Consider the following 17,418-nt stretch of genomic DNA (forward strand, 5'->3'; position numbering starts at 1 on the left):
TTGCACATTATAGAGATTCTTTTTCTCCTGTCAAATAATTTTTTACATTTTTTTAATATTTTTTATTAACCTATTGATTTTACACAAAATAAATTTTTACGTTGTTTGTTGATAAAACTCGCTTCATCTTGCAAAGATGATAACTGACACTTCACTTTAAAGAAAACGCAGTTAAATCTTTAAAACCGAGACTTTTAAAAGCATTTTCGTATCCTGAAAGATTCTCAAGATTTCCCGTGTAAAAAGCATGATTGCCGTCACTTATCTCTTCATATGAAGGAGCCTGATTTAAAGATATAAGACTTCTGACTCTTCTTCCTATGGCCTCACCTGAATCAACCAAGACGGCATCAGGGAACAAAGTTCCTATCTCGTCTTTAACCAGCGGAAAATGCGTACAGCCCAATACTATGCTGTCAGGCCTTTCTTCAGGTTTTAACATAAGCCAAGGTCCGAACACCTCCGCAACCTCAGTAAGGGTAACGGGTTTTCCTGCCATTTTTCTTTCACAAAGCCGTACTAAATCAGTAGTTCCTATCTTAAGCACCTTACAATCTTTAGCAAACTTTTCGATGAGATCGTTGGTATAAGCTCGTCGTATCGTACCGGGCGTTGCCACGAGACCTATGATCTTGCTTTTACTTTTTATAGCAGCAGGCTTAATTGCCGGAACCACTCCGACAATCGGAATCTTTATCCTATCTCTTAACTTCGGTAATGCAACAGTACTTGCAGTATTACAGGCAACAATTATTAAAGATACTGAAAAGCGTCTGACGCTTTCTTCCAATATTTCATCCGTGCGCTTAATTATAAAAGCTTCGTCCTTATTCCCATAAGGAAAACATTCGTTATCGAAAAGATAGTAATAGCTGCAATTGGGGTTCAATTCTTTTACGGCGCTAAACACCGATGTTCCGCCAAGACCTGAATCAAAAAATAATACTCGAAACATCTCAACTGTTTTTGACTTAACCCCTAAAAGCTATTATAGAAATTGTTTAAAAACGCTTTTTTAAAGTATTATAGCAACAAAATTTCATAGCTAAGTTAAAGCTTTAATTCCTCAATTCCAAATTGCTTGGTGAATCATGCTTAAAGAACTTTTAACCACAACCGATCCTCACAACTATCAAAACTATTTAAACGAAAAAACTGATCACGTTTTAAATCTGCTTAAAGCTAAAGGAATTACGCTTCCTCCTCCGCAAATTTTTCCTTCAATTCCGAGCAATTACCGGATGCGCGCCGAGTTTGCAATTTTTCATACCGAAACAACGGGTTTTGAGTACTGTATGTACGATAAAGAAGGCGGCAAGAAAAAACGCGTTTTTATTAACTACTTTGACGGCGTCAGTCTTGCAATAAATAAGGCAATGTCTTTACTTAAAGAATACGCCCTTACCGACTTGCAAATTAAAAACCGTTTATTTGAAGCCGATTTCCTTTGTAATTTACAAGGTGATGTCATCATCACTTTAAATTACCATAAAAAATTAGATGAGGCTTTTGCCGCCTCTCTTGAAAAATTAAGATCCTTTTTACACGAAAAATCACTTAACGCCGAAATAGTTGCGCGCGCCCGCAAACAAAAAATTACCTGTAAAGACGATACCTTGCTTGAATGTCTTAAAGTCAACGGCAAAAACGTTTACCTTTATCAAATCGAAGGTACTTTTACCCAGCCTAATGCCGTAACCTGCGAAAAAATGCTCGAATTTGCCTTAAATTGCTCAGAGGATATGCAAAACACCGATCTGTTAGAACTTTATTGCGGCTCAGGAACTTTCACCGCCACTTTAGCGCCGTGTTATCGCAAAGTTCTTGCCACCGAAGTCGCAAGAGTTCCTACCCAAAATGCATTGCGCAATTTAGAAAAGAATAATATTGATAATGTTAAATTGGTACGTTTAAGCGCCGTTGAGGTAACACAAGCACTTAATCGCGAACGTACCTTCAACAGACTGCAGCAAAAAGACGTAGATCTTAACGAATATGATTTCAAAACCTTGCTTATCGATCCGCCGCGCGCAGGTCTTCAAGATGAAGCAGCATTAAAATTCACCGCCCGTTTTGACAGAGTCATTTACATTTCCTGCGGACCTGAGTCTTTTGCCTCTGATTTGCAATTTTTGACTAAAACCCATCGCATCGAAAAACTGGCGTTTTTTGATCAATTCCCTTATACCCGTCATTTGGAAAGCGGCGCTTTACTCGTGCGCCGCTAAAAAGACAACTAAGAGGCTTCCGTATTATGCTTGATGAGGTTGCCTCTTACTTTTTTACCGGTTAAAGCCTGGACCTCGCGGGCTGCAAGCAACGGCTCGGCAGCTCGCAGCAATTTCTCAACTTTAGGCAGATTCTTCTTAATCGTACCGTCCTCCATCACTTCAAAATACTTATGCCTAATGAAGGTGTGGCATATAATCTTAAACAGTATGGGATCGGCAAAATCAGGCGAATTTTCGGTTACATATGAGGACAACCGCCTTGATAAATCAATGCACTTTTTAATGAACGCATCTACGTTTAAAGTGCCGTCTTCTATCTGTTTTAATGCGGTTCCCGCAACTAAGAAGCGAATCAAATGCGGTCGTATAGTCCTTGATAAAATGCTGAACTCATTAAACCCGTCACCTGAAATATACAGCATATCCTCATTCTGAGTGATATAGCCTTCTTTAAGGAAGGTGTCGATATAAATCTCGATTAACTTATCAAGCGACTCCTCCGGAACGGGAGAGTACAATTCATGACGCAGAAAATAAAACAGTGATCGGGTATGGGTGTTGACATCCTTTCTTAAAATATGCCCGTTGCGGATAAGGATATTGGCAATAAGCGCCGGCAAGGCAAATAAATGCAAAATATTATTCTTAAAATATCTAAGCTGCAAAGTCTGACCGCGGCTTGGGCGCACAAACTCCATGTCGCCTACGTGATAAACATGAAACTTATGCAGCTCAAGCGCCTGCTTAATCAAAACTCCGGTCTCCCTGTCCTCTGGCAAGGATTTGTGTCGAGCTTCATCGCACTCTAAAAGCTTTAAGAACAAAGCTACGCAGCGATGCAGTCCGCGCATGCTGATGATATGATCCTCATCACTCATAAGCGCCAGTGCACACAAATTTATACCGTTGGCGATGGCCGAGTCGTTTAACTTGATAATAATGTCATGAGACATCTGATTGACGGTTTCATAAAGCCAATCAGGCTTTCCGCGCCCAGTAGGATCAAGATCTTTACGCCAATCAGGAACAGCCTGCGACAAATAGCGCGGGACAATGACCGGCTCACCGAATGTCACATAACCGCGACCGTAGTATCTAAAGCGCTTGAAAATACCCAAAAGCTGCCAAGCACTTTCCTTTTCTTTCTGCGCCCCGCCTAATTCCTTCATGTATGATCCGACTTCCATAACATGCTCATAACCTAAGTATGTAGGAATAAAGGCAATAGGACGTTCAATACCGCGCAATTGTGCTTGAACTGTCATCGACACCATACCGGTTCTCGGAGGCAAAGTTCTGCCGGTACGCGATCTTCCCCCTTCGATGAAAAACTCCGTTGCATAACCGTGCTCAAAAAGCAAACTCAAATACTCTCTGAACATATCGGTATAAAACAAATCTCCTTTCATTTTGCGGCGGATAAAGTACGATCCGCAGCGACGAATAAGGGGGCCTACCGGGAAGAAATTCAAATTGTCCCCGGAAGCGATTTGCGGAAGCGGCAATCCTTCATGGAAAATAACAAAGGATAATAAGATATAGTCCATATGGCTTCTATGGCACGGAATATAGATGATCTCATGTCCGCTTTGCACCAGCTCGCGCACGCGATTTGCACCTATAATCGTTTGTCCGTGATAAAAACGCCGCCACAAAAGACTGATTATTGAATTTAAAAACTTTAAAAGCGGATAACGGGTATCGGCCGCCATCACATCAAAAATCTGACGCGCCTTTACTTCAAGCTCTTCTTTCTTGGCACCGCTGCGCTTCATCTCCTCTTCAATTGCAGCTTGCGTGCCGGGTCTTGAAAGCAGCTCTTCAATAAGAAGCTTACGGTTAGGAAAAGGTTTACCGACAACTGATCGTGCTTTACGCAGAAAATGCAAAGCCGCCGCTCTTTGCAGTAAATTGGTATATTTACTTTGTTCAAGTTTTTCCTGAATAGCAAGTGCCGATACCGGATCGGAAACGATAGTACAGTTATCTCGACCGGAAAAAGTCACCGTCAAAAATTTACGCCAGGATGGAGTAGGCGCCTCAATTCCCCGCATAGCAAGGCCTTCATACGAAGGATTACGCGACCATAAAACTGTAATAGGAATGATCTGGATATCCGTGCCGAAATCCCGGCACGCAGCAACCCACGTATCAAAAATCTTATAGATATCACGCTTATGCAGGCGCGAACTGAAAAGACCAGGCGATCTCAAATAGGCGGTTCTTTTCAAACGCATCGGACCGACGACCAAAGGATCAAACGGGCTCGGCAGCCCGAGCTTTTTAGTTAAGCGCTCAATGGTCATTAAATTAGCTACTGAGGATGACACCGTTACATAAGCAATGGGCTTATGCTTATCAATCTTAATATGCTTTAACGGCTCAAAAGGAACAGGATCGCATGTTGCTGTAAAACGGATAGGATAATAAAAAATAAAACGCAGTATCTTATTGAGCATCATCGCCGCACCTGCCTTAAAAGCGCCTAAACTTTACGTTTAAAGATTTACGTGCACCATAAAAATCAGCATATCGTAAAGTATTTTGCTTCTATATATTCATACTATGCATATTTAGATTATAAGTGCGATTTATTATTCTCGCTATGATATAGGGCGACTTTTAGCTGACAAAAATTTTTCATCTAAAACACTGATACAATAGATAGAATTTTTACCCAAATAGATAACAATAAATTAAAAGAAAATGATAGAAGTAAATAATCCTTGCACTGAGGAACAAAATGTTCCTGCAGTCAATTACAGAAAACTCGTGCTGCTTGCCGGATTTGCTTCAGTTGCAACAGCCATTTCTCTTATCTTAATGAAAGCGGCGGTTTGGTTTTTCAGCGGATCTTCAACCATCTTAGCCTCTCTTACCGACTCGCTTATCGACTGCTGCGCTTCTTTTATCAATTTGCTGGCTCTGCGCTTTGCTCTGACGCCTGCAGATAAAGATCACCGTTTCGGTCATTATAAAGCCGAAGCTCTGGCCGCTCTTACTCAAGCTGCTTTTATAAGCGGATCTTCAATTCTTCTTATAGTCCACGGTTTTGAGCGCTTACAGCACCCAGAAGTCATCGGCTATATCGATGCCGCCATCATTGTCACCACATTATCCTTACTTATCACCGTATGCCTTGTTTCCTTCCAAAGCTACGTATATAAAAAGACCTCAAGCGAAGCGATTAACGCCGATCGCTATCACTATTTATCCGACATCTTGTTAAATGTGGGAGTCGTTGCTTCATTAATTTTAAGCCGCTTTAATTTTGCTTGGGCTGACGGTCTTTTTACAGTAATTTTAGGCTTTTATATTCTGCACAGCGCTTACCACATCGGCAAAACAGCTATTGCAACACTGCTTGATAAATCAATGCCTCCTGCCGAAAATGCCAAGCTCATGGCTTTGATTTTAGGAATTGACGGAGTATTGTCGCTGCACGATTTAAAAACAAGGCAGGCAGGACCGCATACTTTTATTCAATGTCATATCGTTCTTGATGGTAATATGCCTTTAACCAAAGCACATAAAATCGCCTCAGAGGCTGAAAATGCCATCAAAATCCGCTATCCTGACAGTGATATAACCATACATATGGAGCCGGATACCGATGATACGTATAAAGATGTCGAGTTTATGGACGAGGCATCTTGCCCGATAAGTCCGGAAAGATACAATCAAATCAAAGACAAGAACGGTGAAACTAACTGCTAATGAGGATTGAGCAAGTGGCTGACTCTCAACTGAAATCGGTTCTTTTATGGCAACAAATGCAGAAAGAAGCTGCAGTCATCTTACAAAAAGAGCCGCTCTTAAAAGGTTACCTTGACAAAGCAATATTAAATTGCACCAATTTAGGAGAAGGACTTGCGCAAATTATCTCCAACCGCCTTGCCACTCCAGTTATCGGACAAAAAGAGCTCTATCAAATCTGCATTGAAGCATTCACTGCCGATCCTCAAATCCTTGAAGATGCGGCAGAAGACCTTAGCGCCGTATGCTCAAGAGATCCTGCAGCATCTGACTACACAACCCCTTTTTTATATTTCAAAGGCCCTCATGCTCTTGAGTCCTGGCGCGTCGCTCATTGGTTATGGCAGCAAGGTCGCCATGATTTTGCACGTTTCATCCAAGGAATAGTTTCCGATGTTTTCGGAGTCGATATCCATCCTGCCGCTCAAATCGGTCACGGCATCATGTTCGACCACGCTACCGGAATAGTCATAGGCGAAACTGCCCGCGTCGGGAATAATGTATCCATTTTGCATAACGTCACGCTGGGCGGTACGGGTAAAGAGCAAGGGGACCGTCACCCTAAAGTAGGTTCCGGCGTCATGATCGGTGCCGGAGCAAAAATCCTCGGCAACATCAAAATCGGAGACAATGCCAAAATCGGCGCAGGTTCAGTCGTTCTTGCCGATGTAATGCCTCATACTACAGTGGCAGGTATTCCCGCCAGAGTAGTCGGCATTCCTAAAGAAGAAGTTCCGTCACTTAATATGGATCAGGATCTTGATACCAAAGAAACTATCTGTACCAGCGCCTGCGGACAGATTTGCAATGTAAAGATTATTTAAAGAAATCTTACGAACCGTTTTCCCGGCATACGCAATTAACATTTTCAATTGCGTTATCTGTATAATTAAGCCGTGTTTATCACTTAGGAAAAAATATGCATATTTGCGATCTTTTGGATCGTCGAGCGGTAAATTTAACCGCCGCACCCATCAATAAAGAATCTGCAATTAACGATCTTGTCGACAGTCTTGCAGGAACCGGCTGTCTAAGTGACACGGAACGTTTTCGTGCCGCCGTTTTTGATCGCGAACGTAAAGGATCTACAGGATTTGGTGAAGGCGTAGCGATTCCTCATGCCAAAAGTGCCGGCGTTTCAAGACCGGCGCTCTCTGCTATGGTGGTTAAAAACGGTGTTGAATTTGACTCAATTGACGGAGAGCCCGTCAATCTTATCTTTTTAATTGCCTCTCCGCATAATGCGTCAGATGCTCATCTTGATGTACTGGCTCGCCTGTCCTCTCTATTAATCGATGAAAATTTCCGTAAAGCTTTGATTTCGGCTAAAAGCGTTGATGAATTCCTTTCTTATATCAATGAAGCTGAAAAAAAAGAACTAAACAAAGAAGAGGAAGAACATAAAGAACAGGAAAAGCAGCAAGAAAATACACATCAATCGGAAAGCAAGGCAACAGCCCCGGTTTACGATCTGGTAGCCGTAACCGCATGTCCTGCAGGCCTTTCCCATACTTATATGGCAGCTGAAGCTCTTGAGCATAAAGCCAAAGAAATGGGAATTTCCATCAAGGTTGAAGCAGACGGTGCCGCCGGCAACCGCAATCAGCTGATGCCGGAAGAAATCGCCAATGCAAAAGCCGTAATCGTTGCAGCAGATCGTGCCGTCAACATCGACCGTTTTATCGGTAAAAGAATGGTGCGCGTAGGCGTAGTCGACGGAGTCCGCCGTCCTCTTGAGCTTATAACTAAAGCATTAGATCCTAACTGTCCTGTTTACAGTGCCGGAGCCCTATCGGAATCTTCCAACATTCCGATGAAACTCTACCGTCACTTAATGAGCGGACTTACTTACATACTCCCGCTTGCCGCAACAGCAGGCATTCTTTCTGCAGTAGCACGCCTTGATTTTGTACGCGATACGGAGCTGGGATTATTCCTTGACACGATCGGCTACAGTATCGGTGCCCTGCTTTTTCCGGTATTAAGCGCTTTTATTGCTTTTTCCATGGCAGGACGCATGGCGCTGGTCGCAGGATTTACCGGCGGTGTTATGGCAGACATGGCTGATGCCGGAGTTATCGGCGCGGTTTTAAACGGTTTTGTCGGCGGCGGCGTGGCTTTTTTATCCGCACGTCTTGCTGCAAGATTCCTAAAAGGCCATGATGCCATGTTCGCGCTCTTGGTTTATCCGCTGCTTGGTGCGGTACTCACGACTATAATTGCCAAATTTATTACCAACATCCCGGCAATTCTCGTCGATTCTGCCATTGAAATATTCTTAAGCGGGGCCAATGCTTGGGTACTGGCAATTATCGGTGCCGTATTAGGCGGAATGATGGCCGCCGACATGGGCGGGCCTTGTAATAAAATCGCTTATGCCTGCGGTGTTTTACTCCTGGGAGACTGTCTGCCCGAGGTAGGCCCCGGCTGCCTTGTCATGGCTGCCGTAATGGCCGGAGGTATGGTACCGCCGATTGCTGCAGGACTTGGAGCGCTTCTCTTTAAACACTGTTTCTCAAAACCTGAACAAGGCTTGGCCTGGACGGCAATAAGTAAAGGATTTTTATTTATAACCGAAGGAGTATATCCGTTCTTGGCTATAAACCCGACCAAAATGCGTATCGCCTGCATTTCAGGTGCAGCGGTAGCGGGGGCATTATCAATGTTTTTCAGCTGCGGCTTGTGCGCTCCTCACGGAGGTATTTTTATCGTAATACTGGCGGAAAATCCGCTGTTCTACCTTCTCTCTTTACTGTGCGGTGTAATAGTCAGCACAATACTCTTTAGAGTAGGAAGAAAACCTTTGCACCTTGAAAGCTAAAGCAGTCTTCAAAATTAAGGCCGGAATATCCGGCCTTAATTATTCTATTTAATCTCACCTAACTGTTCTAAAACCGAGTTCATCCGGTTGCGCCAGTTTTGCAAGACTTCGCGCAGATGCTGATTCTCTTCTTTAAGCTCAATCATACTGCGTCTTTCTGAAGACAAGGTTGCCTGCAGTGAGCTCAATTCTTTTTGGGCCCGTTCAAGTTTAATCCGCATATTCTCGCTTAGCGAAACTATTTCCTTTAAACTCGCGATAAGCTCACGCTCTTTCGGGCTTAATGAATCATCATGCTCACTCATAACTTTTCCTACAGAATATAACGGCTCAAATCTTCATTCTGCACAAGCTCACCTAAATGATCATCAACATATTCAGCGTCAATAACCACTTTCTGCCCGGCATGATCTGGAGCTTCAAAAGAAACGCTTTCCAAAAGCTTTTCCATCAAAGTATGCAAACGGCGTGCTCCGATATTTTCGGTACGCTCATTGACGGTAAAAGCATCCTCGGCGATACGCTTAATCGCGTCATCGGTAAATTCGATGGTTACGCCCTCAGTTGCAAGCAGCATTTCATACTGTTTGGTAAGCGAAGTATGCGGCTCTTTTAAAATACGTTCAAAATCCTCTGAAGTTAAAGCTTTAAGCTCTACACGAATAGGCAAGCGACCCTGCAGTTCAGGAATCAAATCAGAAGGTTTTGACATCTGGAAAGCACCTGAGGCAATAAACAAAATATGATCGGTTCTTACCATTCCGTATTTAGTACTTACCTGGCAGCCTTCAATTAACGGCAGCAAATCACGCTGTACGCCCTGGCGAGAAACTTCACCGCGTGATCCGTTCAAATCCTGTCCGCAAATCTTGTCGATTTCATCAATAAAGACAATGCCGTTATTCTCAGTAAGATTGATGGCCTCTGTTTTTAAATCATCCTTTTTAGTAAGCTTTTCCGCCTCTTCCATGACGAGTTCTTTAAAGGCATCCTTAATTTTCATCTTTCTGACTACGGTACGATTGGCATTCATATTGTCAAAAAGCGACTGCAGCTGATTATTCACCTCTTCAATAGCGGCATTTCCGCCGATTATGTTAAAGCTAGGTCCGGTATCGGCTACTCTAATTTCAATTTCGCGATCATCAAGCTCATGTTCACGAAGTTTTTTACGGAAAATCTGCCGTGTAGGATTATTTTCCTTTTCACTCTCAGGCGTATTATCGGCAGGCGGCAGCAAAGCATCTAAAATGCGCTCTTCAGCAGCATCTTCAGCTCTGACGCGATTTTTCTTAAAAGCCTGCTCTTTAACTAATTTCATACCGACATCCACCAAGTCACGAATAATGGAGTCGACTTCCTTTCCTACATAACCCACCTCAGTATACTTAGTGGCTTCAACTTTAATAAAAGGAGCATTGGCAAGAGATGCCAAACGGCGGGCGATTTCGGTCTTACCGACACCGGTAGGACCTATCATCAATATATTTTTCGGAAAAATTTCACCGCGAAGCTTCGGGTCAATCTGCATTCTGCGCCAACGATTACGCAATGCGATAGCGACAGACTTCTTTGCTTCTTTCTGTCCGATAATAAATCTATCAAGCTCACTTACAATTTCGCGCGGAGTAAGTTCCGTCATTTTCTTTAATCCTTAATATTCAATGGTCTCTATAACATGGTTTTGATTGGTGTATACGCAGATATCTCCGGCTATTTCAAGAGATTTCTTAACAATGGTTTTAGCATCCAAATCTGTATTTGCCACTAAAGCGCGTGCCGCAGCCAATGCATAATTACCGCCCGACCCCGTTGCCAAAATGTCATCATCCATTCTTACGACGTCTCCGGTACCGCTTACCAAAAAAGAAGCGTTCTTATCAGCTACTATGAGGATAGCCTCAAGCTTGCGCAATGCTCTATCGGTACGCCAGTTTTTAACCAAAGCCACACAGGCTCTTTCCAAAATTCCTTGATGCTCTTCAAGCTTGCTTTCAAATAAATCAAGAAGAGTAAAAGCATCAGCCGTACTGCCGGCAAAACCTGCTATAACCTTACCTTTAAAAAGACGTCTAACCTTGACCGCATTTGCTTTTAAAACGGAGCTCTGCCCCATGGTGACCTGACCGTCGCCGCCTACGGCCACTACATTATTGCGGCGAACTGAAACGATTGTTGTCATTAACTTTATAAACCTTATTCATCAACTAAAGAACAAGTTCCGACTAAAGAATTGTCTCCGAGCTTGGAGAAAACCTGCTTAGCTTCATCTCTAGACGGAAAGGGTCCTATTTTAAGTCTGTAAGTGCCGTCTCTTTGCACGACATTGCTTATAACTCCGCTAAAGGCAATTTTTGCTTTTTGCGTTTCTGCTGACGCTTGGTCGGCAAAAGAATCACAGTATAAAACCGCCTGAACTTTAGGCTTTTCAGCTGTTAAAGTTTCAGTAGAATCTTCACTTACGGTTAAATCTTCTTGCGGCTTAGCAACGTCACTTGATTGTTTTTGCTCCAAAATGTCAAAGGGACTTGACGCAGATTCCATAGCCTCTTTATTAGGTTCATCGGTATCGGTTATAACATTGTTATAGTCATAGCGCTTTGATGCAGGCTCAGTTACAGCGTCTTGATTTATCACAAGCTCACCTGTGACCTCTCCTTGAGATGAGGTCGCAGCGACGTCAGACTTTTTCTCGCCTGAAAGGGACAATAAAAAGACAGCAAACAAGATAACTACGATAGCAGCAAGCAGCAGCGAAAAAAGTTTCTTTTTATCTTTAAACTTGCCGCCTGCGGAAATCTTAGAGAACATTTACATCTGCTCCATAGTATTAATGCCAAGAAGTCCTAAACCTTGCTTTAACACCTTAGCGGTTAAATCGCACAGGGCCAAACGGCTTGCCTTAATTTCAAGTGCGACATCTCCTTTAAGCACCGGGCATGCCTCATAAAAACGCATAAAGATACCCGAAAGCTCAAAAAGATATGTACACAAAAGATGCGGCATGGCCTTTTCGGCAACGCTCTTTACGGTATCCTCAAAAGCTAAAAGCTTTGTCGCCAAATCGTTTTCAGCTTCTTCCTGCAGCACAATAGCACCCGGTTCAATTTCTGCTTTGCGGAAAATGGAACGGATGCGACTGTATGCATACTGCAAATAAGGAGCGGTATTTCCGTCAAAGGACAACATCAAATCCCAATCAAACACATAATCGGTCATGCGGTTTTTCGACAAATCCGCATATTTAACGGCGCCAATGGCGATGTTATGAATAACCTCGTCACGATCTTTGCCTTGAAGCGGACTGTTACGCTTGTCAAGTAAAGCTGTTACTCTATTTTCAGCTTCATCAAGTAAATCTCTCAGCTTTACGGTGCCGCCTGAACGAGTTTTATACGGTTTTCCGTCTTTACCCAGCATCATGCCGAAAGCTTCATGTTCAATACGAACCGACTCATCAGCGTAGCCTGCCATTCTTGCGATGCTCCATGCCGCTTCCAAATGCTGATGCTGACGGGAGTCGATAAAATACATAAGGCGGTTGGCTTTTAAGGTTTCAACACGATACTTAACGCAGGCGATGTCTGTAGTTGTGTAAAGATAGCCGCCGTCCTTTTTGCGCACAATCTCACCTAAAGGCTCGCCGTCTTTATTTTTAAACTGCGGCAAAAACACCACCACAGCACCTTGATCCTCAACTGCAATGCCTTTTTGCATCAAATCTTCGACAATTTTAGGCAGCATATCATTGTATAAGCTCTCACCCATGACATCTTTTTCAGTTAAAGTGACGTCAAGACGATCATAGAGCTTTTGGTTCTGATCCATGGTCATTTTAACGAGCTTTTGCCACATCTTTTTGCAATACTCGTCGCCTGACTGCAGTTTTACCACGTAAGAACGTGCTAAAACGGCAAAATCCTCATCGCTGTCATAGCGTTCTTTAGCCGCACGATAAAATGCCTCAAAATCACTTAAATCAAGATCGGTTCCGTACTTATTCTCCTGCTCCTCAAGATAAGCAATCAGCATACCGAACTGCGTGCCCCAATCTCCTACATGATTGGCTCTTATAACTTTATGACCTAAAAACTCTAAAACACGAACAACGGCGTCGCCGATTACAGTAGATCGAATATGATGCACCGCCATTTCTTTAGCTACGTTCGGCGCTGAATAGTCAACTACAACAATATCCTTTACATCCGCTTCTTTTATGCCGAGGCGCACATCAGAACGCATCTCCTGCAGCTTCTCTGCAGTAAAGCTGTCACTTACAAAAAAATTAATAAAACCGGGGCCGGCAATTTCCGTTTTCTCTATTCTTGCAGACGGTTCTAAATTTTTAATTAAAAGCTCGGCAACGGCTCTCGGGTTCATCTTCAAAGGCTTTGCTAAAATCAAAGCCAAATTAGTGGCAAAATCACCATGAGCCTTATCTTTGGCACGTTCTACTTTTATATTGTTAATGACATTTTCCGGGATCTCATGATCTTTGGCTAAAACTAAAACGGCATTTTTAAGTAAATTTTCAATGTGCTGCTTCATCAAAATCTCCAAGAGGAGTTATTTAAGTTAGACCCTTCAACCGAAGGCGCATACAAAACGCCTTTACCTTAAGTTTTAAAGCATACTTAAGTAAGCGCAATCTGATCCATTAGAATACCACAAAGCAAACTTTTCCTCTAAAAATTCAAAGATCTCTTAACCGTTACTTAAATTAAAACCGATAACGATTTACCGAAACTAAGCGGCCTTGCTGAAAAATTTTTAAATCAGGCTGTATCGATCGGAAAATCAACTCTTCTTTATCCACATAAATTTCATTTTTCGCTCTTAATGCTGAAAATTATCGGCTTTAGGCTCGGCACAAAAAAGCCGCACCGCGCCCTCCTGAAGAATCACCGTGCACGGCTTTAACAATCGGTGTAACGAACTCTTTACCGAAAATATATTCTTTTACCTTATGCGGAAGCTCCTGATACAAAACGTCTAAATTTGACATTCCTCCGCCTAAAACAATAACGTCAGGATCGATGAAATTGGCAAAGCAGGCAATAGATCTTGCAAGTCTGTCTACATAAAGATTAAAAGTCTTTGCTGCATCTTTATTGCCTGAATTTAGTAATTTGGCAATATGAACACCGCTGAGTCTTTGCCCGCTCTGCCGTTCATATTCCGCTTCAAATCCTGTGCCCGAAACGAAAGTTTCTATACAGCCGTGCTTACCGCAATAACACTGCTCAATTTTTGCAATCTCTTGCTCATATTCATTCATCCACGGCAAAGGATTATGACCCCATTCTCCTCCAAGACCGTTACGTCCCTCGATTGTCTTGCGGTCAATGATGATACCGGTCCCCGATCCGGTGCCTAAAATCAGCCCCCAAACCACTTTATAATCTTTTCCCGCTCCGTCTACGGCTTCTGAAAGGGCAAAGCAATTGGCGTCGTTTTCAAGGAAAACTTTTTTACCCGTCGTTTTTTCCAAATCATGCAGCAAATCTTGACCGTTTAACCAATAGGAGTTAGCGTTTTTAATTGTATGGGTAATCGCTGATACCGTGCCGGGAATCGCTACGCCAATAGAATCTACAGAAACGTTCAGTGCCTTTTGCGCCTCATCTACTAAAGCTGAGATAGTAGTAAGAGTTGCCGCATAGTTATTCTTTACCGTCGGTACTCTTTTTTTAAACAATACCGCATAATTATTGTCACTTAATACCGTAATTTCGGTTTTAGTACCGCCTAAATCAATTCCGAATAACATACGAATATCTTGGCTCCGTTTTTTATTTCAATAAAGAAACAAAGGATCTACCTCTATTGCAAACCTTACATCGTTTTTAGGCGGATTGTCCTGCTCGATTTTCACCGTTTCATTTAAAAAGGCGTTTAAAACATCTCGCCTAATAGCCGTAACCAGAATATGAAAATGGTAGCGGTTATGCCTCTTTTCCATCTTGTCGGAAATTACGGGACCTAAGCTTAAGCCTTCATACGTTCCTGCTTTTTTCTGCAAACAAGAATTAAGTTCCTGCAAATAGGCAAAAGCTTTGACACGATCTTCGCTGTTTGACAATAAAAAAGCCTGATAAGAAAAAGGCGGCAAATTTAAATTCTTTCTTATTAAAAGCAGATCAAGCGCAATATCAAAATAAGCAATGTTTGGAGTTATAAGTCTGTTTAAAAGTTCATTTTCAGGATGATAGCTTTGAATTATCACATCTCCCTGCTTTTGAGCTCTTCCCGCTCTTCCAGATACCTGAGTCAAAAGCTGGGCGGTCGATTCAAGAGCTCTGAAGTCATCCGAAAACAGGCCGCTGTCTATATCCAATATGCCAACTAACGTAACATCAGGAAAATCATGTCCCTTGGCAAGCATCTGTGTACCGAGCATTATTTTGCTTTTACCTTCTTTTATTCGTTCAAGACGCTTTTCAAGTTCGGCTTTGCTGTTAACACTGTCTCTGTCGATACGTTCTATTCCGACATCGGGATAACGCAGTCGTAAAAATTCTTCTACCTGCTCGGTACCGTAGCCGTTTTCCATAAACTCGCGGCTGCCGCAATCGGGACATACGACAGGCATTGCAAACACATTGTCGCAAACATGGCATTTGAGCCGGCCTTCGTTTTTGTGAACGGTAAGAGGATTGTCACAATTCGGGCAAGTAAAAATTTTGCCGCAATGCGGACAAAATAAATGGTGCGAATAGCCGCGGCGATTTAAAAAAAGTAAAACCTGATTGCCCCTTGCCGTTTCCTCTCCGATACGGTTTTCAAGCTCTAAACCGATACCGGTTTTTATTCCCGGAGTAAGCGGTTCATTTTTTAAATCAATAAGTTTAAACTGCGGCAAACTCGCGCCGCCTGCTCTTATTGTCAGATCAAGTTTAGTGAATTTTCCGCATAATGCGTTTTCAACACTCTCAAGGCTAGGAGTTGCCGATCCTAAAATTATCTTGCAGCCTGCAGCTTTTGCTCGGACTAATGCCAAAGATCGGGCGTGATAGCGAAAACCGTCGGTTTGCTTGAAAGATCCGTCATGCTCTTCATCTATAACGATAAGGCCTAAATTGGGGATTGGAGTAAATAAGGCCGATCGCGTCCCGATTAAAATTGCAGGACCCCCTCTTTGCATGTCTAAAAAGGCATCCAGACGCTCTCTGTCGGATAATGCCGAGTGCATTGACGACACAGGAACATTAAAACGATTATAAAAGCGCTCAAAAGTCTGCGGAGTAAGGGCAATTTCAGGTACGAGCACCAAAGCACTCTGCCCTTTTCTCAGCACGGCAGCAATTACCTGCAAATAAACTTCAGTTTTACCGGATCCGGTCACGCCGTTCAGCAAAAACGCCTGATATCCTTTAGCTGCACAAATTGCTTCAACCGCAACGCTTTGCTCGGGATTTAAGACAGGAGGTTCTTCTTTTAAAACGCTTGGCGCAGCTGTACTCTGAGTGGCTTTAAGACTTAAAGCTAAATTAACTTTTACGGCAAAGCCCTTTTTTATAAGCGCATTTTCCGCCTGCGCGCTAAAACCTCTTTCTCTTAATTCTTTTCGTCTTACAGGCCCTTCCTTTAATAAGGTCAGGATCTGCGCCTGTACTTTGGCTTTTATGTTTTTAACATCAGCTTCAAGCCCTTCTTTTGTAGCGGCCAGCGCCGGAATTTCTCCGTAAGCGGCTTCCTTTCCGTCACGCAGCAGCTTCGGCAGTGCACTTACATAGCACTGTCCTAAAGGATAAAGATAATACTTACTCGCAAAAGACAGCATCTTATGAACATCAGGCGCAAAAATATCTTTCTTATCAAGAAGGCGCGCCGATTTTAATTTTGCAAAAGGCAGAGAGCTGTCTTGTTTTACTTTATAAATAATGCCTATTTCACGACTGCCTGCAATATTAACTTCAACTCTGGCTCCGACAATATCATCAGCATACGAACCTTCAAGCTTGTAATCAAAACATTGAAACAAGGGACGGTTTAATACAACTTCAATAACGGAAAAAACGGCTTGAGATTCCATGTAAAAAACTTATGAAAAGAAATTACTGCCTATTGTCGCATTTTTTCACAAAAAACACTCTTCTTACATAAGTTTTAAACAAATCCCGGCTTTAAAACTGAAAAACGGCTATTTCCTACTTGGAAAATGCTCCAAAAAGATCTTGCTCTTGGCTTTCTATTAATATAAAATTTTGCGGTATTTTCTATCTATAGGCGTGTGGTATTCGGCGCTTGTGCGGCTGAAACGGCGACACGCATTGAGGTCCAAATGAAGAAGAATATTCATCCTCAGTACGAGGAAATCAACGTACGCTGCTCTTGCGGCAACAAATTCAAGATCCGCTCTACTGCAGGTCACGATATCGATATCGAAGTCTGCTCTCAGTGCCACCCTTTCTATACCGGCAAACAGAAGATTGTTGATACTGGCGGACGCGTCGAAGCTTTCAACAAGCGTTTTGCTATGCTCGGCAGAGCACGTGCTGCTCAGAAAGCTGCCAAATAATAAAATATTCAACTATTTTATTATTAAGAAAAGCGCAGATCTTTATGATCTGCGTTTTTTATCAAAAAAGATCAGCGGCTAAAACCCCG

At 42.7% G+C, this 17,418-nt stretch carries 14 protein-coding genes; 5 read left to right on the plus strand and 9 right to left on the minus strand.

Annotated features, from left to right (window positions below; genetic code table 11):
• Positions 1-151 precede the first annotated feature (151 nt).
• Complete coding sequence (gene murI, locus HMPREF9444_RS06180) at positions 152-955, minus strand: glutamate racemase (protein WP_009143544.1); 804 nt, start codon at positions 953-955, stop codon at positions 152-154.
• 136 nt (positions 956-1,091) lie between these two features.
• Between murI and trmA the strand changes: the two genes are divergently transcribed.
• Positions 1,092-2,228, plus strand: a complete 1,137-nt coding sequence (gene trmA / locus HMPREF9444_RS06185) for a tRNA (uridine(54)-C5)-methyltransferase TrmA (RefSeq protein ID WP_009143545.1) — start codon at positions 1,092-1,094, stop codon at positions 2,226-2,228.
• Between the two features lie 8 nt (positions 2,229-2,236).
• Here trmA and plsB read toward each other — a convergent pair whose 3' ends face one another.
• Complete coding sequence (plsB, locus tag HMPREF9444_RS06190) at positions 2,237-4,693, minus strand: glycerol-3-phosphate 1-O-acyltransferase PlsB (protein WP_009143546.1); 2,457 nt, start codon at positions 4,691-4,693, stop codon at positions 2,237-2,239.
• A gap of 244 nt (positions 4,694-4,937) precedes the next feature.
• Here plsB and HMPREF9444_RS06195 point away from each other — a divergent pair, with 244 nt between their 5' ends.
• The 3 genes from HMPREF9444_RS06195 (at position 4,938) to HMPREF9444_RS06205 (ending at position 8,808) form a co-directional block, all read left to right on the plus strand.
• Positions 4,938-5,948, plus strand: coding sequence for a cation diffusion facilitator family transporter (locus tag HMPREF9444_RS06195; RefSeq protein ID WP_009143547.1), 1,011 nt, complete (start codon positions 4,938-4,940; stop codon positions 5,946-5,948).
• Positions 5,948-6,811, plus strand: coding sequence for a serine O-acetyltransferase (gene cysE, locus HMPREF9444_RS06200; protein ID WP_009143548.1), 864 nt, complete (start codon positions 5,948-5,950; stop codon positions 6,809-6,811). Before HMPREF9444_RS06195 ends, cysE begins: the two co-directional genes overlap by 1 nt.
• Before the next feature lie 95 nt (positions 6,812-6,906).
• A complete protein-coding gene (locus HMPREF9444_RS06205; RefSeq protein ID WP_009143549.1) occupies positions 6,907-8,808 on the plus strand; it encodes a PTS fructose transporter subunit IIABC in 1,902 nt (633 codons plus the stop codon).
• A gap of 44 nt (positions 8,809-8,852) precedes the next feature.
• On the opposite strand, the gene HMPREF9444_RS06210 is transcribed toward HMPREF9444_RS06205, so the two are convergent.
• The 7 genes from HMPREF9444_RS06210 to HMPREF9444_RS06240 all read right to left on the minus strand — a co-directional run bounded on the left by HMPREF9444_RS06210 (position 8,853) and on the right by HMPREF9444_RS06240 (position 16,843).
• On the minus strand, positions 8,853-9,113 hold the full coding sequence (locus HMPREF9444_RS06210) for a hypothetical protein (protein ID WP_009143550.1): 261 nt from the start codon (positions 9,111-9,113) through the stop codon (positions 8,853-8,855).
• A gap of 8 nt (positions 9,114-9,121) precedes the next feature.
• Complete coding sequence (gene hslU / locus HMPREF9444_RS06215) at positions 9,122-10,450, minus strand: ATP-dependent protease ATPase subunit HslU (RefSeq protein WP_009143551.1); 1,329 nt, start codon at positions 10,448-10,450, stop codon at positions 9,122-9,124.
• A 12-nt stretch (positions 10,451-10,462) separates the two neighbouring features.
• A complete protein-coding gene (hslV, locus tag HMPREF9444_RS06220; protein ID WP_009143552.1) occupies positions 10,463-10,990 on the minus strand; it encodes an ATP-dependent protease subunit HslV in 528 nt (175 codons plus the stop codon).
• A 14-nt stretch (positions 10,991-11,004) separates the two neighbouring features.
• Positions 11,005-11,619, minus strand: a complete 615-nt coding sequence (locus HMPREF9444_RS06225; RefSeq protein WP_009143553.1) for an SPOR domain-containing protein — start codon at positions 11,617-11,619, stop codon at positions 11,005-11,007.
• Positions 11,620-13,356, minus strand: coding sequence for an arginine--tRNA ligase (argS, locus tag HMPREF9444_RS06230; protein WP_009143554.1), 1,737 nt, complete (start codon positions 13,354-13,356; stop codon positions 11,620-11,622).
• A 310-nt stretch (positions 13,357-13,666) separates the two neighbouring features.
• The gene (locus tag HMPREF9444_RS06235; protein ID WP_009143555.1) at positions 13,667-14,578 is read right to left on the minus strand and encodes an ROK family protein; all 912 of its coding nucleotides are present in this window, start codon (positions 14,576-14,578) and stop codon (positions 13,667-13,669) included.
• A 27-nt stretch (positions 14,579-14,605) separates the two neighbouring features.
• Positions 14,606-16,843 (minus strand): primosomal protein N', encoded by a 2,238-nt coding sequence (locus HMPREF9444_RS06240; protein WP_009143556.1) that lies wholly within the window; start codon positions 16,841-16,843, stop codon positions 14,606-14,608.
• A gap of 249 nt (positions 16,844-17,092) precedes the next feature.
• Here HMPREF9444_RS06240 and rpmE point away from each other — a divergent pair, with 249 nt between their 5' ends.
• Positions 17,093-17,329, plus strand: coding sequence for a 50S ribosomal protein L31 (gene rpmE / locus HMPREF9444_RS06245; protein WP_040909335.1), 237 nt, complete (start codon positions 17,093-17,095; stop codon positions 17,327-17,329).
• Positions 17,330-17,418 lie beyond the last annotated feature (89 nt).

This window comes from Succinatimonas hippei YIT 12066, assembly GCF_000188195.1.
Taxonomy (GTDB): Bacteria; Pseudomonadota; Gammaproteobacteria; order Enterobacterales; family Succinivibrionaceae; genus Succinatimonas; species Succinatimonas hippei.

Coding starts and splice junctions, on each gene's coding strand:
- murI (WP_009143544.1), bottom strand. CDS start 955: ATGTTTCGAGTATTATTTTTTGATTCAGGTCTTGGCGGAACATCGGTG.
- trmA (WP_009143545.1), top strand. CDS start 1,092: ATGCTTAAAGAACTTTTAACCACAACCGATCCTCACAACTATCAAAAC.
- plsB (WP_009143546.1), bottom strand. CDS start 4,693: ATGATGCTCAATAAGATACTGCGTTTTATTTTTTATTATCCTATCCGT.
- HMPREF9444_RS06195 (WP_009143547.1), top strand. CDS start 4,938: ATGATAGAAGTAAATAATCCTTGCACTGAGGAACAAAATGTTCCTGCA.
- cysE (WP_009143548.1), top strand. CDS start 5,948: ATGAGGATTGAGCAAGTGGCTGACTCTCAACTGAAATCGGTTCTTTTA.
- HMPREF9444_RS06205 (WP_009143549.1), top strand. CDS start 6,907: ATGCATATTTGCGATCTTTTGGATCGTCGAGCGGTAAATTTAACCGCC.
- HMPREF9444_RS06210 (WP_009143550.1), bottom strand. CDS start 9,113: ATGAGTGAGCATGATGATTCATTAAGCCCGAAAGAGCGTGAGCTTATC.
- hslU (WP_009143551.1), bottom strand. CDS start 10,450: ATGACGGAACTTACTCCGCGCGAAATTGTAAGTGAGCTTGATAGATTT.
- hslV (WP_009143552.1), bottom strand. CDS start 10,990: ATGACAACAATCGTTTCAGTTCGCCGCAATAATGTAGTGGCCGTAGGC.
- HMPREF9444_RS06225 (WP_009143553.1), bottom strand. CDS start 11,619: ATGTTCTCTAAGATTTCCGCAGGCGGCAAGTTTAAAGATAAAAAGAAA.
- argS (WP_009143554.1), bottom strand. CDS start 13,356: ATGAAGCAGCACATTGAAAATTTACTTAAAAATGCCGTTTTAGTTTTA.
- HMPREF9444_RS06235 (WP_009143555.1), bottom strand. CDS start 14,578: ATGTTATTCGGAATTGATTTAGGCGGTACTAAAACCGAAATTACGGTA.
- HMPREF9444_RS06240 (WP_009143556.1), bottom strand. CDS start 16,843: ATGGAATCTCAAGCCGTTTTTTCCGTTATTGAAGTTGTATTAAACCGT.
- rpmE (WP_040909335.1), top strand. CDS start 17,093: ATGAAGAAGAATATTCATCCTCAGTACGAGGAAATCAACGTACGCTGC.